The sequence below is a fragment of the Sorangium sp. So ce394 genome (assembly GCF_051474665.1).
Classification (GTDB): Bacteria; Myxococcota_A; Polyangia; order Polyangiales; family Polyangiaceae; genus Sorangium; species Sorangium cellulosum_D.
This window is the reverse complement of record NZ_CP150339.1, coordinates 855,623-876,520: the sequence shown is the minus strand read 5'-3', so window position 1 is coordinate 876,520 and position 20,898 is coordinate 855,623. Positions and strand designations below refer to the sequence as shown.

Here is a 20,898-nt window from a genome sequence, read left to right as displayed (position 1 = left end):
ATCTTTGACAAACATGGAAATGTGAACAGGCGGGGCCAAGGCACCGCCTTGGGCCCGCTCGAAACCGACAGAGACGCCGCACGGCTGCCCCGATGAGGCACTCGGCCACACCCGCCGAAGCGGCATCCCCGGAGCGCCGCAAAGATGATTTACTGCGGCACGACCGCATGCGGACCGAACGGAGGCCTCCCTGATCCCGGCGGCCGCGCTGCGCGCCCTGCCCCATGTCGCCACGCTGGCCGGCGCGCTCCTCTTCGCCGCCCTGCTCCGCCTCGCCCTCCGACAGGGTGCGCTCCGCCGCCCGATCCTGCTCGCCTGGATGCTCGCGGGCGCGCTTCCGGCGCTCTACGTGGGGCTTGTCTGGTGCGGGCTGCTCTCGGGCGCGCAGCTCCGGCTCGCGCGGCCCTGGGGCGCGCTGCTCGCGGCGGGCGCCACGTCGTTCGTCGCGCTCCGGTACCTCGCGCTCGCGCTCGCGTCGCCGTACGCCCGCAGGCAGGGGGCGTGGCGCACGCGGCTCGGGGATCTCCTTACGCCCTTCGCGGCGTTCGCCGCGGCCATGGCCGTGGCCGGCCCAGAGATCGGCCGGCCACTCGACCGGCTCACCGTCCTGCTCGCGATCGATCGCAGCCGCTCGATCGACCTCGTGCCGAACGCCGACAAGCGCGTCGCGCAGGAGCTCTCCGTCGCCGAGCTCGGCATGCGCGACGACGACCGGATCGCCACCATCGCGTTCGCCGCCGGCGCCGCCACCGAGGATCCGCCGCGGCCGCGCTCGCAGCTCCCCGCCCCGCAGCGGGTCGCGCTCGGCCGCGACGGGACGGACCTCGCCGCGGGCATCCGGCGCGCCCTCGCCGAGGTGCCGCCGGACTCCGCGGCGCGCGTCGTGCTGCTGACCGACGGGGTCGCCACCCGGGGCGACACGATGGCCGCGGCCGCGGCCGCCGTCGCCGCCGGCCTGCCGATCGACGTGCTCCCGCTGGAGCAGCGCCTGGTCCCCGACGTCCGCGTGGTCGCCCTCCGCGCGCCCGCGCGGGCCGACGAGGGCGAGGCGCTCGATCTGCGGCTCGTCACCTCGTCGCCGTCGCCGGCCGAGGTCGAGATCCGCCTGCGCCGCGACGGCGAGCTCATCGCCCGCGCCGACGCCTCGATCGCCGCCGGGGAGGACGTGCTGCGCATCCGCGAGAAGGCGCCGGGGCCGGGGCTGCACCGCTACGACGTCGAGGTCACCGCGAAGGATCCGCGGCTCGACGAGGCCGCCGAGGACAACGCGGCGAGCGCGTTCCTGCGCGTGCGCGGGGCGGCGGCCGCGCTCGTGCTGGAGGGCGACGCCGGGCAGGGCGCGTTCATCGCGCGGGCGCTCGCGGACGGCGCGTTCCGGGTGGACGAGGGGGGCCTCGACCGCGTCCCGACCGACCTCGGGGAGCTCGCCGGCTACGACGTGGTGGTGCTCAGCGACCTCCGCGCGGCGGACCTGTCGCCGAACCAGATCGAGGCGCTCGCGAGCTACGTGCGCGACCTCGGCGGCGGCCTGATCCTGATGGGCGGCGACCGGAGCATGGGGCCGGGCGGCTACGCGCGGACGCCGCTCGAGGAGGTCTCGCCCGTCTCGTTCGACCTGAAGCAGGAGCGCCGGCGGGCGAGCCTGGCCGAGGTGATCGGCATCGACATCTCCGGCTCGATGGCGGCGAGCGCCGGCGCGCACACGAAGCTCGAGCTCGCCAACGAGGCCGCCGCGCGGTCGGCGTCGCTGCTCGGCCCCGGCGACCGGCTCGGCGTCGCGCACGTCGACACGGCGGTGCGGTGGAGCGTGCCGCTCGGGCCGGTGGCGGACAAGGCGGCGATCGACAGGGCGATCCGCGCGGTGGGGCCGGGCGGCGGCGGGATCTACGTCGACATCACGCTCGACGCGGCGTACCGGGCGCTCGACCGGGAGGCCACGAACCTGAAGCACGTGCTGCTCTTCGCCGACGGGTCGGACGCGGAGAACATGGGGCCGTGCCGCGCGATGGTGGGGGCGGCGATGCGCCGCGGGATCACGACGAGCGTCGTGGCGCTGGGCCAGGGCGGCGACGTGCCGGAGCTGGAGACGCTGTCGCGCCTCGGCGGCGGCCGGTTCTACCTGGTGGAGGACGCGGGGCGGCTGCCGGCGGTGTTCACGCAGGAGACGATCCTCGCGGCGCGGAGCGCGATCGTGGAGGAGCCGTTCCAGGTGGCGCTGGGCGCGCCGTCGTCGATCACGGCCGGCGTGCCGTTCGGCGAGGCGCCGCCGCTCGCGGGCTACGTGGTGACGGTCCCGAAGGGCCGGTCGACGGTGCTGCTGTCCGGGCCGGAGGGGGATCCGGTGCTCGCGGCGTGGTCGGCGGGGCTCGGCCGGGCCGCGGCGTTCACGAGCGATCTGAAGGGCCGCTGGGGGGCGGCGTGGACGCGCTGGCCGGGCGCGGCGCGGATGATCGCGCAGGCGGCGCGCGACGTGGCGCGCAAGGCGGAGGATCCGCGCGTGCGGCTCGAGGCGGACGCGTCGGGGGGCGAGCTGTCGGTGCGGGCGAGCGTGATCGGCGACGACGGGCGGGCGCAGTCGTTCCGCCGGCTGGTCGTGCACGTGGCGGGGCCGGACGGCTTCGCGCGGGAGCTCCCGCTCGAGGCGACGGGCGCGGGGTCGTACACGGCGACGCTGCCGCTGTCGCGGCCGGGCACCTACGTGGCGGTGGCGCGGGACGAGCTGACGGGGGAGGCCGTGGGGACGACGGGGGCGGCGATGACCGCGGGCGAGGAGCTGCGCCCGACGGGCAGCGATCTGTCGCTGCTCGGGCGGATCGCGGAGTTCACCGGGGGCAAGCGGCGCGACACGCTGGCGGGCATCTTCGAGGACCGGGCGGCGAGGCGGTTCGCGTACCGGGACGCGACGGCGGGGCTGGTCGGCCTGGCGGCGCTCGCGCTGCTGCTCGCGGTGGCGGCGCGGCGGCTCGCACTGCCGGAGGCGGCGTGGGCGTGGGCCGCGCGGGCCGGGGAGCGGCTGCGGGCGCGGCGGTCGGGAGCGGCGGAGGAGGAGGCCAGCGCGGGCGAGACGGTGGGGGCGCTGCTGTCGGCGCGGGAGCGGGCGAGGGCGGCGCGAGAGGGGGGGCAGGCGCGGGCGGCCGGGAGGGCGGCGGCGATGTGGACGGCGCAACCTGGGTCGGCGGCGCAACCTGGGTCGGCGACGCAACCTGGGTCGGCCGCCCAACCTGGGTCGGCCGCCCAACCTGGGTCGGCCGCCCAACCTGGGTCGGCCGCCCAACCTGGGTCGGCCGCCCAACCTGGGTCGGCCGCCCAACCTGGGTCGGCCGCCCAACCTGGGTCGGCCGCGGCGCCTCGCGCCGCGCCGTCACAGGGAGCGCACCAGGCTCGGGCGCCAGGAGCGACGCCCGAAGGACGGCCGCTCACCGCCGCGGAGAAGATCCTGGCGCGCCGCCGCGGGCGCCAGTGACATGGCCTGTGCTTCGGGCGCGCGATCGACACGTCTGGAACGCCGATGACGTTACAATCCCGCAACATCGATCCATGGGAAGCGTCGCGCAGACCCGCGTCGTGAGCCCTCGTCGGGGGCTCGACCCGCTCGTGAAGGCGGAGGGCGAGCGCACGCTCAGCGTCGGCGTGAAGGCGCTGCGGAGCGTGCTCGGAGCCGCAGAGGCTGCCGGGATCGACGCGAGCTCGATCGCCCGAGCGCACGGGCTCGCGCCGGAGGAGCTGCGCAACCCCGACTTCCGGCTCTCCTATCGCCGGTGGATCGCGCTCTGGGACGATGTCGTCGAGAGGGCCGGCGATCCGGGCGTCGGGCTCCGCGCCGCGGAGGCGCTCTCGATCGGCCACTGGGACGTGATGGACTTCGTCGTCGCGTCGAGCGACACGGTGGGCGACGCCTTCCAGAGGTTCTCGCGGCACTTCGCCGTCATCAGCACGGCCGTGCGCCATGTCCTTCAGGTCGATCGCAAGGAGGCCCGGCTCGTTCGGGAGCACGTCCCCGGCGCGGCCCCGCACCGGGTCGCGACCGAGTTCGGCTTCGCGAACATCGTCCTGCGCTTCCGCGCGCTCGCCGCCACACCGTGGTCGCCTTCCTCGATCCAGTTCCGTCACCCGCGCTGCGCAGAGCTCGAGACGTACACCCGGATCTTCGCTTGTCCGATCCGATTTCGAGCGCCCGGCGACGCGATCGTCCTCCCGCGCGCGGCGCTCGCGACGCCGATGAAAGGGGCCGCCCCCGAGCTCTGCGCCGTCCTCGATCGCCACGCCGCCCTCCTCGTGCAAAAGCTCCCCCCCGCCCAGGCGAGCCTCGTGGAGCGCGCGCGGCACGCGCTCGCCCTCGAGCTGCACGGCGGCGCTCCCAGGCTGGCGACCGTGGCGAAGCGGCTCGGGCTGAGCGCGCGCACGCTGCAACGACGCCTCTCGGAGGACGGCTTTCCCTTCCGAGCGCTCGTCGAGAAGACCCGCGAAGAGCTCGCGCTGCGCTATCTGGAGGATCCCGCCATCGGGCTCGCGGAGATCGGCGCGCTGGTGGGCTTCTCCGATGTGAGCGCGTTCTACAAGGCGTTCCGGCGGTGGACGGGGAGCACGCCGGGCCAGCTCCGCGACCGCTCCGTGGCATAGCCGGAGGCGCCGCCGGACAATCGATTGGCGTGACGGCACAATGCCGAGGGCGGCCCGGGTCCGTACGCTCCGGTCATGCGCTCCTTCGCCCGCCGCTCTTTCCTTGCGTGCCTCGTGCTCGCCTCGGGCTGTCTGGATCCGGACGCGCCTGGAAACCTCGTCCCGAGGACGGTCGCGGAGGACGACGCGCTCCCTCGCTTCACCCTCCGCGACGGCGCCCGCATTCACCTTCGCACGCAAGGGGACCCGAAGAACCCCACCCTCATCACGCTGCACGGCGGCCCTGGCGGCGACATGCGCGGCATGCTCGGCCTCGGCGCGCTCTCCGAGCGGTACTTCGTCGTCCACTGGGATCAGCGAGGCACCGGTCTCTCGGAGCGTGTCCCTTCATCGGACTTCACCGTCGAGACGTACGCGGCGGATCTCCACGAGCTCGTCCAGCGCTTCTCCCCCGACGCGCCGGTCACGCTGTTCGGGCATTCGTGGGGCGCCATGTACGCGGCCCTCTATATCCAGCGGCACCCCGACCGCGTCGGAGAGGCCGTCCTCAGCGAGCCGGGCTTCCTGAACGCGTCGATCGCGAACGAGACCGAGCTCTTCACGTTCGGCCTCACCGCCGAGGGGCTGAACGATCTCGGTTGGTCGGAATGGGCCATGAGCCCCGACGGAGACGCGCGCGCAGACTTCCTCCTGTCCTTGGGGCAGGGCTGGTCACAGCCAGGGTATTACGAAGACCCGGACGACCCCGACAACTCCAAGGCGTTCCGCCTGGGCGCGCGCGCGATGCGGGACCTGCAGGGCTCGGCGAAGACGGACGGAGCGTGGGACTTCGATTTCTCTTCGGGCCTCGATCGATTCTGCAAGCCGGTGACCCTGATCGGAACGACGATCAACACCGTCATCGGGTTCGAGCAACAAGAGCGCCGCCACGCCCCTCTGTTTTGCGACGTCGAGCTCGTCCGCGTCGAAGGCGAAGACCACGGCTGGGTGAACAAGCACCCCGATCGTGTCATGGAGGTCCTGCGCGCCCATCTCGGCGCCTACAAGGGGGCGAGATGAGGGCCGTCGCCCTCGCCGCGGCGATCGCCGCGACGGCGGTCTCCGCGGTCGCGTCGGCCGCGCCCATCAGCGGGTATCAAGGGGAGCGAGAGAACGCGACGCACGTCAATCTCGGCTGGAACTCCGCGCCCGCCCTGGAGCTCGCCTACGGGCGAACGATCCCGATGGAACGGCTCGTGCGCCGCCTCGACCTCGAGATCGGGCTGACGCTGCCGGTCTTCCTCGTGACGGAGCTCGACTCCTTCCGCCTGGAGCCGGCGGCGCGCGCGATGCTCGTGCAGCGCGGCGGCTGGGGGCTCGCCGGGCGCCTGGGGCTGCCGGTGCAGACGGGCGACAACCAGACGTTCCAGTTCGTGAGCGTGGGCGCGCACCCCGGGCTCGCGGGCGGGTATTTCGAGCGCGGCTGGTTCATCGCGCTGGAGGTGGAGTACACGGCGATCCTGAGCACGTACATCGCGGCGAGCGATCGCGCGCGCGCGACCTACGCGGGCATTCGCGACGGCTTTTATGCGCCCGCGGGGGGCTACCTCGACGCGAGCCTCGCGTTCGGGTTGTCGATCGGCTCGAGCGTCGAGCTCGGGCTGCGCGCGGGTTATCGCTCCACCCACGGCCTCGAGCCGCCCCCGCTCGTCCCCTTCCGCGCCGAAGTGGGCGTGTCCTACGCGTTCGGAGCGCCGGCAGCGGCGCCGCCCCGAGCGATCGAGCCGTAGCGAAGGCTATCTCGCGCCTCGGCCAGGTCGGCTGCCAGCAACGCCCCGAACGCCGCCAGCACCTCCCGGCGATTCCCCAGCAGCCCCGGGAGGCCTGCCGGCACCCGCTGGTACGGCTCCTCGGACCTGCTGGTGCGGCTCCTCCGACCTGCTGGCGCGGCTCCTCGGACCTGCTGGTACGGCTCCTCGGACCTGCTGGTACGGCTCCTCGGACCTGCTGGTACGGCTCCTCGGACCTGCTGGTACGGCTCCTCGGACCTGCTGGTGCGGCTTCTCGGACCTGCTGGTGCGGCTCCTCCGACCTGCTGGTGCGGCTTCTCGGACCTGCTGGTGCGGCTCCTCCGACCTGCTGACACGATTCCTGGCCGACTCGCCGCGTGCTGGCCGCGTCCCGCGGCCCGCTGGGTTCGCGCTCCGGCCCGCTGAGTTCGCGCTCCGGCCCGCTGGGACGCGTCCCGGGCGCGCTGGCGCAGCCCCACGGCGACACGACCGTGCTCTCCGGATCGCCGGAGCCTGCCTGAACGGGCGTCCTCCGCCGGGAGCGCGGTCTCCGCCGGGGCGCTGCGCGATGGCGATGGGCTGCTCACCGCGTCGCCTGGAACCTCCGGATTCGCCGGCGCGCGTAGCCCGCTCCGGGCTGGCCGGCGCGGGCATTATGCGAATGCTCCCCCGGTGTGCGCCGGCGCCCTCGGGTGCCCGGGCGGGAGCCCGAGGCGCTGCCGCACCTGCGCGATGCCGACGCCCACGCCCCCGGCCGCGAGCGCGACCGGCCACGGCTTCCCGGTCGTCTGCCCGATGAACGCGCGCACCCGCCCCACGTCCTCGAGGACCGGCGTGAGCTGCGCCGGATCGTTGAAGTTGTTCACGAAGGCGTTCGCGAGCGCCTGCGGTCGGCTCGCGTTGTCCGCCCGCCCGTCGCTGCCGTACTGGGCGAAGAGGAGGTGGAATATCCCCGCGGACGCTCCGGAGAGGAGGAGGTTGTTGAACCGGTCGGTGGGCCCGCCGTGCCGCGCGTAGAAGCGATCGAAGGTGCGCGTCATCCATTCGGCGTCGAAGGGGCGATCGCCGTGCTGCACGACGCACTCGATCAGGTTGCGCGCCATCTTGTTGCCGCTGTTGGCGCCCTGGCCGCCGATCGGGTCGAGCGACATCGCCGTGTCGCCCAGCGGCGTCACGATGCGGCCGGAGGGCAGCCGCCCCACGGGCTTGCGCACCGCCGGGACGACTCGACCTTTCTGCCAGCCATGCTTGTCCGACAGCTCGGCTGTCCTGAACCATTCGTAGTCCCAGGGGATGAGCTCCTTCACCAGCTCCTTCGTGATCGCGACGATCTCCTCGCCCGTCGTCGCGCCCTGGAACCGGTCGAACGCCCCTCCGGGCACCGCCTCGACGATGCAGTTCCAGCTCGGGCCCACGTCCTTGTGGTAGTAGGGCACCCAGAACGCCTCCCCGAGGCCCGCGAACAGGTTGAACTTGACGGGAATCAGCGGGACGCCGTCGAACCCGAGCTTCGGGCCCGTCACGCAGATCATGACGAGGTTGCGCTGCGCTTCCGTGTGGACGCTGCGCGCCGGGTCGCGCTCGAACAGGTTGCACAGGTCGCCTCGTCCCGCTGCGACGATGGTGAGATCGTTCTCCGCCGCAATGGCGTCGAGCCGCGGGATGGTGACCGGCTCGATCGCGATCTTGCCCCCGCGCCGCTCGAGCTCGAGCATCCACCGGTGGCTCTGGAGCCGGAGATCGATCGCCCTGAAGGGCCGCTCCAGGCGCCCTGCCAGGGTCAGGAGGCGGTTGCCCGGCGCGGGGCACGCGGTCAGCTGGACGCCCTCGCCCGGGGGCGCGGCGTCCTCCCAGAAGGCGAGGCCGAGCTCGCGCTCGAGCTGGAGCGCCCTGTCGAACCGGGCGGCGCTGCCGGTCGGCTTCGATTCGTGGAGCCACTGCTCGGGTGTCCGATCCGAGTAGAGCGTCACGCCGTAGCCGGCCTTTACCAGGCCGTGCGCCGCGAGCAAGCCAGCCTGTCCAGACCCCACGATAGCGATCTTGCGCATGAGGAAACCCCCGGGTTGGGTTGGTCTGCGCTCGCCTCACGGCGACGCGCGCCGAGCCGTCCGAGTCGGTTCGCCGTCAGGGGCACCGGAGGCGTCGCGAGCAAGGGAAGCCCAGTCAAAGGAGACCGTATCACCTCGGCCAGGAGCGCTGGAAGCCTTCCACGAGGTGCTGGACGACCGACGACCGCAGAGGCCCCCCTCCCTCCGAGAGAGCCCTCGGGGGGAGGGGGTGTCGCGCGGGGGGCCGAGGGGGAGGGCCCCACGAACCCGAGCGCCGGCCCGCATCGCAGCGAGTCGCCCATGGACTCGGCACCTCCGTACAGGAGGCCATAGCCACCACGAGGCGCGAGTTCGTGGGAGGGCCCCCCTCGGCCCCCCGCGCGACACCCCCTCCCCCCGAGGGCTCCGTTGCAGCCCGAGGGCTCCGTTGCAGCGCGCGGAGGCCGCCCTGGACCGAGCCCGCCCTGGACCGAGCCCGCCCGCCGGTTGCGAGGCGCAGCGCCTTGGAGTAGCGTCCGCGCCGCCGCAGGGCCGGGCGACGCCGATCGCCCCGCCCGAGCGGACGAGCCGGGCCTCGAGTGCGCGCCCCGGCTCGCGCGGCCCCCCTCGCGCACTGGACGCGCACTGGAGACGAGAATGGCCCGAGGCTCGACAACCACGCACCGCGAATCGGACGCCGCCGAGTCGCTCATCGGAAGGGGCTCCCGCATCCGCGGGCGCGTCCACGGCGACGGCTCGCTCCGGGTCGAGGGCAGCGTCGAGGGGAACATCCAGCTGACCGGCGATCTCGAGATCGAGGACGGAGCGTCGGTCACCGGGGACGTCGAGGCGAGCTCGCTCGTCGTCGCCGGACAGCTCACGGGAGACGTGACATCGCGCGGCCCCGTCACCATCCGGGCGACCGCGCAGTACGCCGGGAACGTGGGCGGCAGCGAGGTGATCCTCGAGGAAGGCGCGGCGTTCGCCGGCCGCATCGAGGCGGAGTTCGACCTGCCGGCCGAGCTCTCGGAGCGGACCGGCGGGCGCGCGCAGAGCCCCCGCCGCGAGCCGGCGGGGCGGTAGCGCGCGTTGACGGACGGAGAACCGCGCCGCGACGGCGCGACGAGGAGCACGAACGTGGCGGGTACGATCATCGGAAACGGGCTCACGATCGAGGGCGAGATCACCTCCGACGACGAGGTGATCGTCGCCGGGACGGTGCGCGGCAAGCTCACCGTCGAGGGGCCTCTCACCATCGACGCAGGGGCGCTGGTCGAAGCGGACATCGGGGCGGCGTCGCTCCAGGTGGGCGGCAACGTGACCGGCAACGTCACGGCGGCCGACCGCGTGGACCTCCTCGCGGGCGGTCGCCTCGTCGGCGACGTGAAGGCGTCGCGGCTGACCATCGCGGACGGAGCCTCGTTCAAGGGCAACGTCGACATGGACGTGTAGCCGATGGCCGCCCAGTCCTCGATCGGGCCGACGACGGCCATCCGCGGCAACGTGCAGGGCGACGGGGATCTCGAGATCCTCGGCCGCGTCGAGGGGAGCGTCGTCATGACCGGCGACGTGACCATCGGCGAAGGCGCGCTCATCCAGAGCGACGTGCGGGGGCGGCGCGTGGTCGTCCGCGGCGCGGTCGCCGGGAACATCTCCGGCGAGGAGGCCGTGATCCTCGAGCCCGGCGCGCGCGTCGTCGGCGACCTCGGCGCGCCGCAGATCGGCATCCACGCCGGCGCGCTGGTGCGCGGCAACGTCACCACCGGCGCGCCGCTCGCCGCGGCGCCCGCCCCGGTCCGGGCCGCCGCCCCGGCAGCTGCGCCGCGCGCCGCGGCCGCCCCCGCGGCGGCGCGGCCGGCGCGGGCGCCCGCGGAGCGCGCGCCGGCGCCTGCCGCGCGGCCCGCGGCCCGCCCCGCGCCGGCGCCCGCGCGCCCCGCGCCCGCGGCCCGCCCGGCCCCGGTCGAGGCGAGGCCCGCGCCCGCGCCCGAGCCGCGCCTCGCGGCGGCGCAGGACGAGGAGGAGGCCGATCTGTCGGCCGCCTCCGCGAACGGCGATGGCGACGAGGCCGACGCGGCCGAGGGCGCCGGCGGCCCGCCGCCGCCCGTCGTCCCCGCGCTCCGGAAGGGGGCCGCGAAGGCGTCGCTCCGCAAGCGGGGCGGGCGGTGAGCGCCGCCGGCACGTCCGAGCGGGAGCGGCTCGTCGCGCTGCTGCGCGAGCGATCGTTCGAGCAGAAGCGCGTCGTCCTCGCGTCCGGCCGCGAGAGCGACTTCTTCATCGACTGCAAGCAGTCGGTGCTGACGGCCGAGGGCCACGCCCTCGTCGGCGCGCTGATGTTCGAGGCGCTCGACGCGCTCCCGCGGTGCGAGGCCGTCGCCGGCGTCGAGCTCGGCGGCTGCCCCCTCGCGAGCGCGGTGTCGCTCACGAGCTTCCTGCGCGGCCGCCCCCTCCCCGCGCTGTACGTGCGCAAGGAGGTCAAGGACCACGGCTCGCGCCGCCTGGTCGAGGGCGATCGCGGGCTCGCGCCCGGGATGCCCGTCGCGATCCTCGAGGACGTGATCACGACGGGCGGCTCGACGCTGAAGGCGGTCGAGAAGCTGCGCACCGCGGGCGCCTCGGTGGTCGGCGTGATCGCCCTGGTCGACCGCCTCGAGGGCGGCGCCGAGGCGATCCGCGCGGCGGGGCTGCCGCTCGTCGCGATCTGCACGCGCCGCGATTTCATCCCCGACACCCCGCTCGGCTGAAGCGGGCGGCCCGCCCGGCGAGGCGGCGCGCAGCGGCGCCGCCTGCGCCTGCGGCGCTGCTCCGCCGCCTGCGCCTGCGGCGCTGTTCCGCCGCCTCGGCCTGCGGCGCTACTCCGCCGCCTTCGCCTGCGGCTCGCCGAGGAGCGGGTAGCCGAGCGCCTCGCGCTGCGCGAGGTACGTCTCGGCGACCGCCCGCGCCAGCGCGCGGACCCGGCCGATGTAGCGCTGCCGCTCGGTCACGCTGATCGCGCCGCGCGCGTCGAGCACGTTGAAGCGGTGCGCCGCCTTCACCACGAAATCGTACGCCGGAAGCACGAGCGCCTTCTTCGGATCGATCGCCGCCCCCTTCGCCGCCGGATCCGCGCCCCGGGTGAGCAGCCGCTTCACCTCGGCCTCGCACACGTCGAACGCCGCGAAGTGCTCGGGGATGTCGGCCTCCTCGAAGTTGTAGGTCGACCACTCCCACTCGGCGCGCTGGTAGAGGTCGCCGTAGCGCACGATCTTCCCGCCGCTGTCCGAGTAGACGACGTCGTAGATGCTGTCCTTGTCCTGCAGGTACATCGCGATCCGCTCGAGGCCGTACGTGAGCTCGCCGGACACGGGGCGGCAGTCGATCCCGCCGATCTGCTGGAAGTAGGTGAACTGCGAGATCTCGAGCCCGTCGATCCACACCTGCCAGCCGAGCCCCCACGCCCCGAGGGTCGGCGACTCCCAGTCGTCCTCGAGGAACCGGACGTCGTGCTCGAGCGGGTTCGTGCCGATCGCCCGCAGCGACTCCAGGTAGAGCTCCTGGATGTCGATCGGGCTCGGCTTGAGGATCACCTGGAACTGGTGAAACTGCTGCATCCGGTTCGGGTTCTCCCCGTAGCGACCGTCCGCGGGCCGCCGGGAAGGCTCGACGAAGGCCACATTCCAGGGCTCGGGGCCGAGCGCGCGCAGGAACGTCGCCGGGTTGAAGGTGCCAGCGCCGACCTCCGAGTTGTACGGCTGCACGACGAGACAGCCGCGATCGGCCCAGAACTTCTGCAGGGTGAGAATGAGGTCTTGGAAGGTCATGGTGGGAGGGCCGGTTCTTAGCCTGGATCGCCCGCGCAGGCGACGCCCCGCGAAGGATCGCCCGCACCGTCCCGCCGCGGGGCGGCGCTCGGTCCGCCGGCGCGGCGCGCCGAACGCCGCGCCGGCGGACCGCCGCCGCCGGTCGCCCCTCCGGGAGTAACCCCGTCGAGGACGGCCCCGCCTCGGGCCACGCCGGCCCGCCCCGGCCCGCCTCGACCCGCGCCGATCCGCGAGGCGCCGCCCGCGCGGTCCTGCCGGCCGCTTGCGCTTGCCCGGCGCGTGGCGTAGCTTCCGGCGCGTTGTATGGGGTCCCATGCATCTCCAGCGGCGCGGCGGAAGGCCGCCGCGCGGCAGGCCCAGGGCGGGCCGGACGCGCAGCGGGTCATGGACGCGATCCGCGCCATCGTGCAGCGCCTGCGCGTCTCCTCGCGCGCCTGCGAGCGGCAGCTCGGCCTGAGCAGCGCGCAGCTGTTCGTGCTGCAGCAGCTCGATCAGGCGGCCGCCGCGTCGGTCGCCGAGCTCGCGCAGCGCACGCTCACCCACCAGAGCTCGGTCTCGGTCGTGGTGACGCGCCTCGCCGAGCGCGGGCTGGTCGCCCGGCGCGCCTCGCCGGAGGACGCGCGCCGGACCGAGATCTCGCTCACCCCCGCCGGCCGCGCGCTGCTCCGCCGCGCGCCGCGCACCGTGCAGGCCGAGCTCGTCGCCGCCGTGGACCGCCTGCCGGAGGACGAGCGCCGCGGGCTCGCGCAGAGCCTCACCACCCTCGCCCGGGCGCTCGGCGCCGGCGACGAGGCCCCACCCCTGTTCTTCGAGGGCGAAGACGCCCTCGCCGGCGCCGCGGCGGCAGACCGCGAGGAGAGCTGACATGTCCAGCGTGCACGCCCCAAATACCGCGGCCGGCGAGAGCATCCCGGTCGCCCCCTCCATGAGCCCGACCCTCGAGGACCTCCGCGTCCCCGCCCCGGGCGCCGCCGTCGACCGGCGGGTCGTCCTCGTGAGCGGCCTCGCGATCGCGATCGCCGGCGCCGCGTTCCTCGCGGCGGAGCTGCTCACCGCGCTCATCGCCGTCATCACGAACCTCGCGTTCTTCGGCCGGCTCTCCGCCGCGCCCGCCTCCCCCGCCGATCACCACGCGGGCGCGCTCGTGCTCGTCATCCCGATCGCCGGCGCGCTCGTCGTCGGCCTCATGGCGCGCTTCGGCTCCCAGGCGATCCGCGGCCACGGGATCCCGGAGGCGATGGAGCAGGTGCTCTTCAACCAGAGCCGCATCCCGCCGCGGATGACGCTGCTCAAGCCGCTCTCCGCGGCGATCGCGATCGGCACCGGCGGGCCGTTCGGCGCGGAGGGGCCGATCATCGCGACCGGCGGGGCGCTCGGCTCGCTGGTCGGGCAGCTGCTCCGGATCACCGCGGACGAGCGCAAGACGCTGCTCGCCGCGGGCGCGGCGGCGGGCATGTCGGCGACGTTCGGCAGCCCGGTGGCGGCGGTGCTGCTCGCGATCGAGCTCCTGCTCTTCGAGTACCGCCCGCGCTCGGTGATCCCCGTCGCCCTCGCCGCCGCCACGGCGGCCGCCGCGCGCCTCGCCGCCGGCGCGACCGCGCCGGCGTTCGAGATGGCGGCCGTGGCGCCCTCGACCGGCCCCGCGCTCGCCTTCTACATCGCGCTCGGCGCGGCGCTCGGCGTCGCGGCGATGGGCGCGACCCGCGCCATCTACGCGATCGAGGAGGCGTTCGAGCGGCTGCCGCTGCACTGGATGTGGTGGCCCGCGATCGGCGCCGTCGCGATCGGCGCGGTGGGCTACGTCGCGCCGCAGACGCTCGGCGTGGGCTACGACAACATCGACGACATCCTGAGCGGCCGCCTCGCGCTCGCCGCGCTCGTGTCGCTCTCGGTGCTGAAGTTCGTCTCCTGGTCGATCGCGCTCGGCAGCGGCACCTCGGGCGGGACGCTCGCGCCGCTCTTCACCATCGGCGGCGGGCTCGGCGCGATCCTCGGCCTCTCCGCCGCCGCGCTCTTCCCCTGGCTCGGCGTGGACGCGCGCGTCGCCGCGCTCGTCGGGATGGCGGCGATCTTCGCGGGCGCCTCCCGGGCGCTCCTCGCCTCGGTCGTCTTCGCCTTCGAGACGACCCGGCAGCCGATGGGGCTCCTCCCGCTGCTCGGCGGCTGCAGCGCGGCGTTCCTCGTCTCGAGCCTGCTGATGCGGCACTCCATCATGACCGAGAAGCTCGCCCGCCGCGGCGCGCGCGTGATGGTCGAGTACGCGGCCGACCACCTGGCGCAGATCCTCGTGCGCGACGTCGCCTCCCGCCCGGCCGTGACGCTCGCCGCCGACGACACGGTCGAGGCCGCCCGCGCCTTCCTGCTGTCGCGGGCCGAGGGCTCGCGCCACCAGGGCTTCCCCGTCGTGGACCGCGGCGGCGAGCTCGTCGGCGTGGTCACCCAGCGCGATCTGCTCACCGAGCAGCCCGGCGCGCTCTCGGTCCGCGACCTCCTCCGGCGCCCGCCCGCGGTGGTGTTCGAGGACAGCTCCCTCCGCGAGGCCGCCGATCACATGGTCACCGAGGGGGTGGGCAGGCTCCCGGTCGTGTCCAGGGAGGCGCCGCGCAAGGTGATCGGGGTGCTGACGCGCAGCGACCTGCTCGACGCGCACCGGAGCCGGATCGAGGCCGGGCAGCGCCGCGAGCTGGCGTTCGCCGCCGCGAGGCGGTTCGGCGACCGCGCCGCCGTCGCCGGCCTGACGGCCGACGGCTCTGCCGGGCGCGGCTAGCGGCGAGGGCCGGCGGCGAGGGCGGAGCTAGTCGACGAAGTACTCGCGGTCGCCCGCGAGGCCCTGCTCGAGCGCGGCCATGCCCTTCGAGACGTCGAGCTTCACGCCCTCGCGCTGGAAGCTCATGCCCATCGCGTAGAGCGTCTTGAACAGGTTGTGCGAGCGGCACTGCTCGCCCATCTGCCCGACGCGCACGATGTTGAGGCCGAAGGCGCCGGAGATCTCGACGCGGAAGGCCTTGGTCATGTACTCGCGGATCCGGGCGCTGTCGACGCCGCTCGGCAGCTTGATGGCGAGCACGCTGTTGAGCCGCACGTCCTTCGACGCGAACAGCTCGAGCCCCATCGCCTCGAGGCCCGCCTGCATCGCCAGCGAGCTCATCTCGTGGCGGCGGAACCGCCGCTCGAGCGTCTCCTCGCAGACGAGGCGCAGCGCCTCGTGCAGCGCGAGCACGCCGGGCACCGGCGCGGTGTAGTGGTATTGCTGGTAGCCCCAGAACCGCTGCGCGCGCGTGGCGTCGTAGCACCAGTGCGGGCGCGGCGAGGGGCGCTCCTCGACCGTCTTCCACGCGTCCTGCGAGAACGCGCAGGCCGACACGCCCGGGATCGACGACAGCGCCTTCTGCCCGCCGACGATGCCGACGTCGATGCCCCACTCGTCCATGTGCACCGGCATGGCCGTGAGCGTGACCACCGCGTCGACGATCGTGAGCGCGCCCTGCGACTTCGCGAGCTTGCAGATCTCCGGCAGCTCCACCATGCGGACGCCGCAGGACGTCTCGCCGTGCGCCATCGTGACCACGTCGTAGCGCTGCTTCTTCATCGCCTCGCGCGCGTCGGCGAGCGTCACGGGCCGGCCGGGGGGCCCCTCGAGGAAGGTCACGTCGGCGCCCACGCCGAGCGCCATCTCGCCGAGGCGGCCGCTGAACGTCCCCACCTTCAGGCAGAGGACCTTGCGCCCGGGCCAGCACAGGTTCGAGACGGCCATCTCCATCGCCGCGGACGCGGGCCCGGCGATGCCGATGATCTTGTCGCTGCGCGTCTGGAACGCGTAGGCCGCCATGTACTTCACGTTCTGGATGACGCGGTCCATGGTCGGGCCGAGGTGATTGATGATGACCCCGTTCGCCTGCGCCACCGCCTGCGGGATCGGCACCGGACCGGCGCCCATGAGGAGCAGCGGCTCGGACGGCAGGATCGCGGCGAGGGGCGTGATCGGCGGGGGCAGGATGGAGAACGACATGGCCAGGACCTTGGGCGAGAGCGCGGAGCGCGCTAGCAAGCCCAATGCATCCTGCGGCGTCAAGCGCTACCGGGCAAGCCGGAGGGGCCCGCGGCGGCCCCGGGCATGGCGCCGGACGGCCTGAGAGCGCGCCGGAGCGCGCCGGACGCCGGGTCGACGCGCCATCTCGCGCCATCTCGCGCCATCTTCATTCCGTTCCGTCCCGGGTCTCCCGGGGGCCGGTTCGCGGGCTGCCGGCCCGAAGGGACCCGGCTCGTCGCACGGCCCTGGGGGGGCGAGCCATGCGACGAGCGAGGCCCCCTCCAGCCTGCCGAGGAGGCCCTGTTCGTCGCACGGCCCTGGGGGGGCGAGCCATGCGACGAACAGGGCCCCCTCTGGCCTGCCGCGAGGAGGGAGGAGAGCGCCGCGGCGCTCGAGCCCGAGATCGAGCTCATGCACAGCGGCGCCTCATCCCCCGCTCCTCGTGCGGTCGGCCAAGGCGATCCCCGACGTCACGGGGCGCGGCAGCGGAGCGAGAGCTCCTCCTCGTCGCGCCCTGAGACGGTATCGGGCGTAGCGCCTCACGAGAGGGTCAATCGACCCTTTCATACCACCGAGCGGCGGCGCGAGATCGCCTGATAGGCGGCCGTGAGCAGGATGGCGCCGATCAGGGACATGAAGAACCCGGCCGGCTCACCCTCGCGGTACATGAAGAGCATGCGGCCGAGCAGCCCGCCGACGAACGAGCCGACGACGCCGATGATCATCGAGACGACCCACCCGCCAGGCTCACGCCCCGGGACGATAAGGCGCGCCAGAGCACCGACGACGAGGCCAAACAGGAGAAAGAGAATGAACGACATGATGAACCTCCCAGAGTGGAGCGAAGCGCTCCTGGTTGCTATGCAGTCTGTTCAGCAAGCGCCGCGCCATGCCGTGGAGTCCGGCCTCTCCACAGGCCGGCAGGCGAGCTGAACGGCCTGGACAGCGGCGCCGGGTCACCTTTCCATCGCGAAATCCGACCGCGGCGGGGAATGCGCCCTGGAGAGCCGGGACGGTCGGATCAGGTCGTGAGATCGCTCGCGTCGCGGAGTCGTGGCGGATTGCCTCAGACGGGCTGAAAAGCAGAGAGCGGGCGAGGTAGCCTGCCCCAATCGCCGCCACGACCTCGACGATGCGCCTCGGCGCGGGGGGTGGCGCAGCGGTTGCTATCTCCAGAGGGCAATGGCGCGCCGCAGAAAGGCTCTGCGGGCGTTCACCCTGAGGAGGGTACGATGAGCAACGAGAGCGATCGGAACGAAGGGGCCGCCGAGGAGATGGGCGGCAAGCTCAAGAAGGGCCTCGGCAAGCTGCTCGGCGACGAGCAGATGGAAGCGGAGGGCCGCGCCAAGGAGCTCAAAGGAAGGGTCCAGCAAGAGGACGCCAAGGCGGATGAGCGCGCGCGGGGCGCGCTCGAGGAGGCCGCCGGCGCCATCAAGAACCGGGTCGGGAAGCTCGTCGACAACGAGCAGATGGCAGCCGAAGGAAAGGCCAAGGAGCTCCGGGGAGAGAACCGGCAGAAGGCCAATCAGTAGGGTGCGCGCCCCGCTCGCCCGCGTGAGAAGGCGCGAAAGCGCCCGCTCGACGGGAGCCCGGCCCTCCCCGGCCGGGCTCCTGCGCGGCCTCGCGCCGTCACACCTCGTTCGCCGAGACGCCGTGCCGCTGGAGGAGCTCGCGCAGGTGGCTCCGGTCCATCCGCGCCGCGCGCGCGGCGCGCGAGAGGTTGCCGCCGTTCGCGCGCACCAGGGCCGCGAGGTACGTCCGCTCCCAGCGCGCCACGGCGCGCTCCTTCGCCTCGCGGAACGACAGGCTGAGATCGTCGTCCCGGAGCGCCTCCACCGCCGGGGCGCCGCCTTCCTTCTCCCCCGCCATCACCGCCTCGCGGAACAGCGCCGGATCGATCATCAGCACCGCGCGCTCCACCGCGCCGCGCAGCTCGCGGACGTTGCCCGGCCAGTCCTGGCGCATGAACGCCTCCAGCAGCTCGCCCGGCGGGCTCTGGTCCGGCCCCTGCGCGAGCTGCCGGTAGAAGTGCGCCGTGAGCAGCGCGATGTCGTCCGGGCGCTCGCGCAGCGCCGGGACGCGGAGGCGGACGATGTTCAGCCGGTAATAGAGATCCGACCGGAAATTCCCGCGGTTCACCTCCTGGCGGAGGTCGCGGTTGGTCGTCGCGATGACCCGGATGTCGAGCTTGATCGGCTCGATCGTGCCGATGCGCCGGATCTGCCGCTCCTCGAGCACGCGCAGGAGCTTCGGCTGCATGTCGAGCGGGAGCTCGCCCATCTCGTCGAGCAGCACGGTGCCGCCCCGCGCCGCCTCGAAGGCGCCGGCGCGCGCCGCCTGCGCGCCCGTGAACGCGCCCTTCGCGTGGCCGAAGAGCTCCGCCTCGATCAGGGTCGGCGGGATGGATCCGCAGTCGATCACGACGAACGGCCCGCCCGCGCGCGGGCTGTTCTCGTGGATCGCCTCGGCGAGCAGGCCCTTGCCCGTGCCCGTCTCGCCCTCGATGAGCACCGTCGAGTCCGACGCGGCGATCCGCGGCAGCGCCGCGAAGATGCGGCGCATCCCGGTGCTCTGCCCGAGCACCCGGCCGTACCGGTCCTCGTCGCCGAGCGGCTCGCGGATCTCCTCGGCGAGCGGCTCGAAGCGGAGCGTCGACTGCCCGAGGCCGAGCGTGGCGCCCGGCTGGAGGTAGGCCGCCTCGACGCGGAAGCCGGAGAGGGTCGTGCCGTTCTTGCTGCCGAGATCGCGGAGCAAGAAGCCCCGCGGGGTGACGGTGATCACGCAATGGTGCCGCGAGACGGCCCGGTCGCTCAGGATGAGCTGATTGCCGGGCGCCGTGCCGATCACGAACTCCGTGGCGTCCGACACCTGGGACGACCCGGCGTCGGGGCCGTTCGTCACCTGCACGCGGAAGCGGCTGAACGCGATCTCTTTGGAGCGGACCTTGAGGAGCGCCGTCTCGGCGCTCGGGTGAACCTTCGGCTCGGAGCCCATCGCGCGAGCCTACCACGACGGTGCCGCGCATGGCCGGGGCTGGCCGGCTCTCTCCCCTCTCTCCCCTATCGCCCCTCCATGTTCCCTCCATCTTGCCCCCATTGCGCGGCGCCCTACACGGGTGCGGCGTGAGCCCGGCCAGCCCAGGCGCGCCGCGCGGCGCGGGCGCGGACGTCCTCGTCGTCGGCGCCGGCTTCGGCGGCCTCGGGGCGGCGCTCTCGCTCGCCGAGCGGGGGGCGAAGGTGGTCCTGTGCGAGGCGCTCCGGTACCCCGGCGGCTGCGCCAGCACCTTCGAGCGCGGCGGCTACCGCTTCGAGGCGGGGGCGACGCTGTTCTCCGGGCTCGCCCCGGAGCAGCTGTTCGGCCGGTGGATCGCGCGCCACGGCCTCGACGTCGCGGTCGACTGGATCGACCCGCTCGTCGAGCTGCGGACGCCCTCGCTCCGCCTCCCGATCGGCCGCGACCGCGAGGCGCTGGTCGCCGCCCTCGCGGGCCTGCCGGGCGCCCCGGCGGCCGGCGTCCGCGCCTTCTTCGCCTACCAGGCGCGCATCGCCGACACGCTCTGGGCGCTCTTCGACGACCCCGCCCTGCTGCCGCCGCTCGGCGCGGGCGCGCTCGTGCGCCACGCGGCCACCGCCCCGCGCTACGCCGCGCTGCTGCCGGCGGTCGGCCGGCCGCTCGAGGGCGTGCTCGCGCGGTTCGGCGTCGCGGGCTTCGCCCCGCTCCGGCACTACCTCGACGGGCTCTGCCAGATCACGGTGCAGTGCGGGGTCGCCGAGGCCGAGGCGCCGTTCGCGATGGCGGCGATGGACTACTACTTTCGCGGCACGGGCCATGTCCGCGGCGGCATCGGCGCGCTCGCGTGGGCGCTCGTCCGGGCGGTCGAGCGGCTCGGCGGCGAGGTGCGCATGGCGACCCGGGTGCGCTCGCTCGAGCCGGGCCCCGAGGGGTTCCGCGCCGGGACGCGCTCGGGCGAGATCCGCGCGCGCCACGTCATCGCGAACCTGCTCCCGCAGGATCTCCGCGCGCTGCTCGGCGCCGCCCCGGGCGCGCTGCCGCGGCTCGATCGGCTCGCGCGCGACGTCGACGAGGGCGGCTGGGGCGCGGCGATGCTCTACCTCGTGGCGCGCGCGCCCGAGGGCGCCTCGCCCGCGGCGCACCACCTCGAGCTGGTGCAGGACCCGGGCGCGCCGTTCGTCGAGGGCAACCACCTGTTCGTGTCCGCGAGCGGCGCCGCCGACGAGGGCCGCGCGCCGCCGGGGCACCGCACGATCACGGTGTCGACGCACGTCCCGCTCGCGAAGCTCCGCGCGCTCCCGCCCGGTCGGCAGGGCGAGTACATCGGCGCGATCCAGGCGCGGATGCGCGAGGGGCTCGCGGCGCTCGCGCCCGAGTGGAGCGCGAACATCGTGCACGCGCTGACGGCGTCGCCGCGGACGTTCGCGCGCTTCACCGGGCGCGCGGGCGGCGCCGTCGGCGGCGTGCCGCGGCGCGCGGGGCTCGGGCACTACCTGTCGGTGTGGCCGCGCCCGGTGCAGGACGGGCTCTGGATGGTGGGCGACTCGGTGTTTCCCGGGCAGAGCACCCTGGCGGCGGCGATCGGCGGCGCGCGCACCGCGGAGAGCGTCGCGCGCCGCCTCGGGCGCGCGGGCGGGGGCTGA

General features: G+C 74.3%; 17 protein-coding genes. 12 read left to right on the top strand and 5 right to left on the bottom strand.

Annotated elements, in window-relative coordinates:
* Positions 1–319: 319 nt before the first annotated feature.
* From WMF33_RS03330 to WMF33_RS03315, 4 genes are all read left to right on the top strand, one after another.
* Positions 320–3,463, top strand: coding sequence for a VWA domain-containing protein (locus WMF33_RS03330; protein WP_437335773.1), 3,144 nt, complete (start codon positions 320–322; stop codon positions 3,461–3,463).
* A gap of 74 nt (positions 3,464–3,537) precedes the next feature.
* Entirely contained in the window at positions 3,538–4,620 is a 1,083-nt protein-coding gene (locus WMF33_RS03325) for an AraC family transcriptional regulator (protein WP_437335772.1), read from the top strand.
* Between the two features lie 75 nt (positions 4,621–4,695).
* Complete coding sequence (locus WMF33_RS03320; protein WP_437335771.1) at positions 4,696–5,679, top strand: alpha/beta fold hydrolase; 984 nt, start codon at positions 4,696–4,698, stop codon at positions 5,677–5,679.
* Positions 5,676–6,389 carry a hypothetical protein gene (locus tag WMF33_RS03315; RefSeq protein ID WP_437335770.1) on the top strand — a complete coding sequence of 238 codons (714 nt, stop codon included), beginning with the start codon at positions 5,676–5,678 and terminating at the stop codon, positions 6,387–6,389. The genes WMF33_RS03320 and WMF33_RS03315 overlap by 4 nt, the downstream gene beginning before the upstream one ends.
* 653 nt (positions 6,390–7,042) lie before the next feature.
* On the opposite strand, the gene WMF33_RS03310 is transcribed toward WMF33_RS03315, so the two are convergent.
* Positions 7,043–8,437 (bottom strand): styrene monooxygenase/indole monooxygenase family protein, encoded by a 1,395-nt coding sequence (locus WMF33_RS03310; protein WP_061623200.1) that lies wholly within the window; start codon positions 8,435–8,437, stop codon positions 7,043–7,045.
* 636 nt (positions 8,438–9,073) lie between these two features.
* On the opposite strand from WMF33_RS03310, the gene WMF33_RS03305 reads away from it, so the two are divergent.
* The 4 genes from WMF33_RS03305 to pyrE are packed head-to-tail and all read left to right on the top strand — an operon-like array spanning position 9,074 to position 11,157.
* Positions 9,074–9,499 carry a bactofilin family protein gene (locus WMF33_RS03305; RefSeq protein ID WP_061623199.1) on the top strand — a complete coding sequence of 142 codons (426 nt, stop codon included), beginning with the start codon at positions 9,074–9,076 and terminating at the stop codon, positions 9,497–9,499.
* Between the two features lie 54 nt (positions 9,500–9,553).
* Positions 9,554–9,868 (top strand): bactofilin family protein, encoded by a 315-nt coding sequence (locus WMF33_RS03300; protein WP_020732660.1) that lies wholly within the window; start codon positions 9,554–9,556, stop codon positions 9,866–9,868.
* Positions 9,869–9,871: 3 nt separating this feature from the next.
* Positions 9,872–10,582: a bactofilin family protein gene (locus WMF33_RS03295; protein ID WP_437335769.1), complete on the top strand. Its 711-nt coding sequence runs from the start codon at positions 9,872–9,874 to the stop codon at positions 10,580–10,582.
* Positions 10,579–11,157: an orotate phosphoribosyltransferase gene (gene pyrE, locus WMF33_RS03290; RefSeq protein ID WP_437335768.1), complete on the top strand. Its 579-nt coding sequence runs from the start codon at positions 10,579–10,581 to the stop codon at positions 11,155–11,157. The genes WMF33_RS03295 and pyrE overlap by 4 nt, the downstream gene beginning before the upstream one ends.
* A 108-nt stretch (positions 11,158–11,265) precedes the next feature.
* On the opposite strand, the gene glyQ is transcribed toward pyrE, so the two are convergent.
* Complete coding sequence (glyQ, locus tag WMF33_RS03285) at positions 11,266–12,213, bottom strand: glycine--tRNA ligase subunit alpha (protein ID WP_061628501.1); 948 nt, start codon at positions 12,211–12,213, stop codon at positions 11,266–11,268.
* A 303-nt stretch (positions 12,214–12,516) separates the two neighbouring features.
* Between glyQ and WMF33_RS03280 the strand changes: the two genes are divergently transcribed.
* Together WMF33_RS03280 and WMF33_RS03275 are read left to right on the top strand one after the other, a co-directional pair.
* Entirely contained in the window at positions 12,517–13,077 is a 561-nt protein-coding gene (locus WMF33_RS03280; RefSeq protein WP_437335767.1) for a MarR family winged helix-turn-helix transcriptional regulator, read from the top strand.
* A gap of 1 nt (position 13,078) precedes the next feature.
* On the top strand, positions 13,079–14,980 hold the full coding sequence (locus tag WMF33_RS03275) for a chloride channel protein (RefSeq protein ID WP_437335766.1): 1,902 nt from the start codon (positions 13,079–13,081) through the stop codon (positions 14,978–14,980).
* Between the two features lie 27 nt (positions 14,981–15,007).
* Here WMF33_RS03275 and WMF33_RS03270 read toward each other — a convergent pair whose 3' ends face one another.
* Positions 15,008–16,222 carry a pyridoxal-phosphate-dependent aminotransferase family protein gene (locus tag WMF33_RS03270; protein ID WP_044987460.1) on the bottom strand — a complete coding sequence of 405 codons (1,215 nt, stop codon included), beginning with the start codon at positions 16,220–16,222 and terminating at the stop codon, positions 15,008–15,010.
* A gap of 584 nt (positions 16,223–16,806) precedes the next feature.
* On the bottom strand, positions 16,807–17,064 hold the full coding sequence (locus WMF33_RS03265; protein ID WP_020732654.1) for a GlsB/YeaQ/YmgE family stress response membrane protein: 258 nt from the start codon (positions 17,062–17,064) through the stop codon (positions 16,807–16,809).
* A 411-nt stretch (positions 17,065–17,475) separates the two neighbouring features.
* Between WMF33_RS03265 and WMF33_RS03260 the strand changes: the two genes are divergently transcribed.
* Positions 17,476–17,775 carry a CsbD family protein gene (locus tag WMF33_RS03260; protein WP_061629791.1) on the top strand — a complete coding sequence of 100 codons (300 nt, stop codon included), beginning with the start codon at positions 17,476–17,478 and terminating at the stop codon, positions 17,773–17,775.
* A gap of 97 nt (positions 17,776–17,872) precedes the next feature.
* On the opposite strand, the gene WMF33_RS03255 is transcribed toward WMF33_RS03260, so the two are convergent.
* On the bottom strand, positions 17,873–19,237 hold the full coding sequence (locus WMF33_RS03255) for a sigma 54-interacting transcriptional regulator (RefSeq protein ID WP_020732652.1): 1,365 nt from the start codon (positions 19,235–19,237) through the stop codon (positions 17,873–17,875).
* A 128-nt stretch (positions 19,238–19,365) separates the two neighbouring features.
* Here WMF33_RS03255 and WMF33_RS03250 point away from each other — a divergent pair, with 128 nt between their 5' ends.
* Entirely contained in the window at positions 19,366–20,898 is a 1,533-nt protein-coding gene (locus WMF33_RS03250) for a phytoene desaturase family protein (RefSeq protein WP_437335765.1), read from the top strand.

Excerpts from the sequence above, each read along its gene's own strand:
- WMF33_RS03320 (WP_437335771.1), top strand. The coding sequence starts at position 4,696 with ATGCGCTCCTTCGCCCGCCGCTCTTTCCTTGCGTGCCTCGTGCTCGCC.
- WMF33_RS03315 (WP_437335770.1), top strand. The coding sequence starts at position 5,676 with ATGAGGGCCGTCGCCCTCGCCGCGGCGATCGCCGCGACGGCGGTCTCC.
- WMF33_RS03310 (WP_061623200.1), bottom strand. The coding sequence starts at position 8,437 with ATGCGCAAGATCGCTATCGTGGGGTCTGGACAGGCTGGCTTGCTCGCG.
- WMF33_RS03325 (WP_437335772.1), top strand. The coding sequence starts at position 3,538 with ATGGGAAGCGTCGCGCAGACCCGCGTCGTGAGCCCTCGTCGGGGGCTC.
- WMF33_RS03330 (WP_437335773.1), top strand. The coding sequence starts at position 320 with ATGCTCGCGGGCGCGCTTCCGGCGCTCTACGTGGGGCTTGTCTGGTGC.
- glyQ (WP_061628501.1), bottom strand. The coding sequence starts at position 12,213 with ATGACCTTCCAAGACCTCATTCTCACCCTGCAGAAGTTCTGGGCCGAT.
- WMF33_RS03270 (WP_044987460.1), bottom strand. The coding sequence starts at position 16,222 with ATGTCGTTCTCCATCCTGCCCCCGCCGATCACGCCCCTCGCCGCGATC.
- WMF33_RS03265 (WP_020732654.1), bottom strand. The coding sequence starts at position 17,064 with ATGTCGTTCATTCTCTTTCTCCTGTTTGGCCTCGTCGTCGGTGCTCTG.
- WMF33_RS03295 (WP_437335769.1), top strand. The coding sequence starts at position 9,872 with ATGGCCGCCCAGTCCTCGATCGGGCCGACGACGGCCATCCGCGGCAAC.
- WMF33_RS03255 (WP_020732652.1), bottom strand. The coding sequence starts at position 19,237 with ATGGGCTCCGAGCCGAAGGTTCACCCGAGCGCCGAGACGGCGCTCCTC.
- WMF33_RS03260 (WP_061629791.1), top strand. The coding sequence starts at position 17,476 with ATGAGCAACGAGAGCGATCGGAACGAAGGGGCCGCCGAGGAGATGGGC.
- WMF33_RS03305 (WP_061623199.1), top strand. The coding sequence starts at position 9,074 with ATGGCCCGAGGCTCGACAACCACGCACCGCGAATCGGACGCCGCCGAG.
- WMF33_RS03275 (WP_437335766.1), top strand. The coding sequence starts at position 13,079 with ATGTCCAGCGTGCACGCCCCAAATACCGCGGCCGGCGAGAGCATCCCG.
- WMF33_RS03280 (WP_437335767.1), top strand. The coding sequence starts at position 12,517 with ATGGGGTCCCATGCATCTCCAGCGGCGCGGCGGAAGGCCGCCGCGCGG.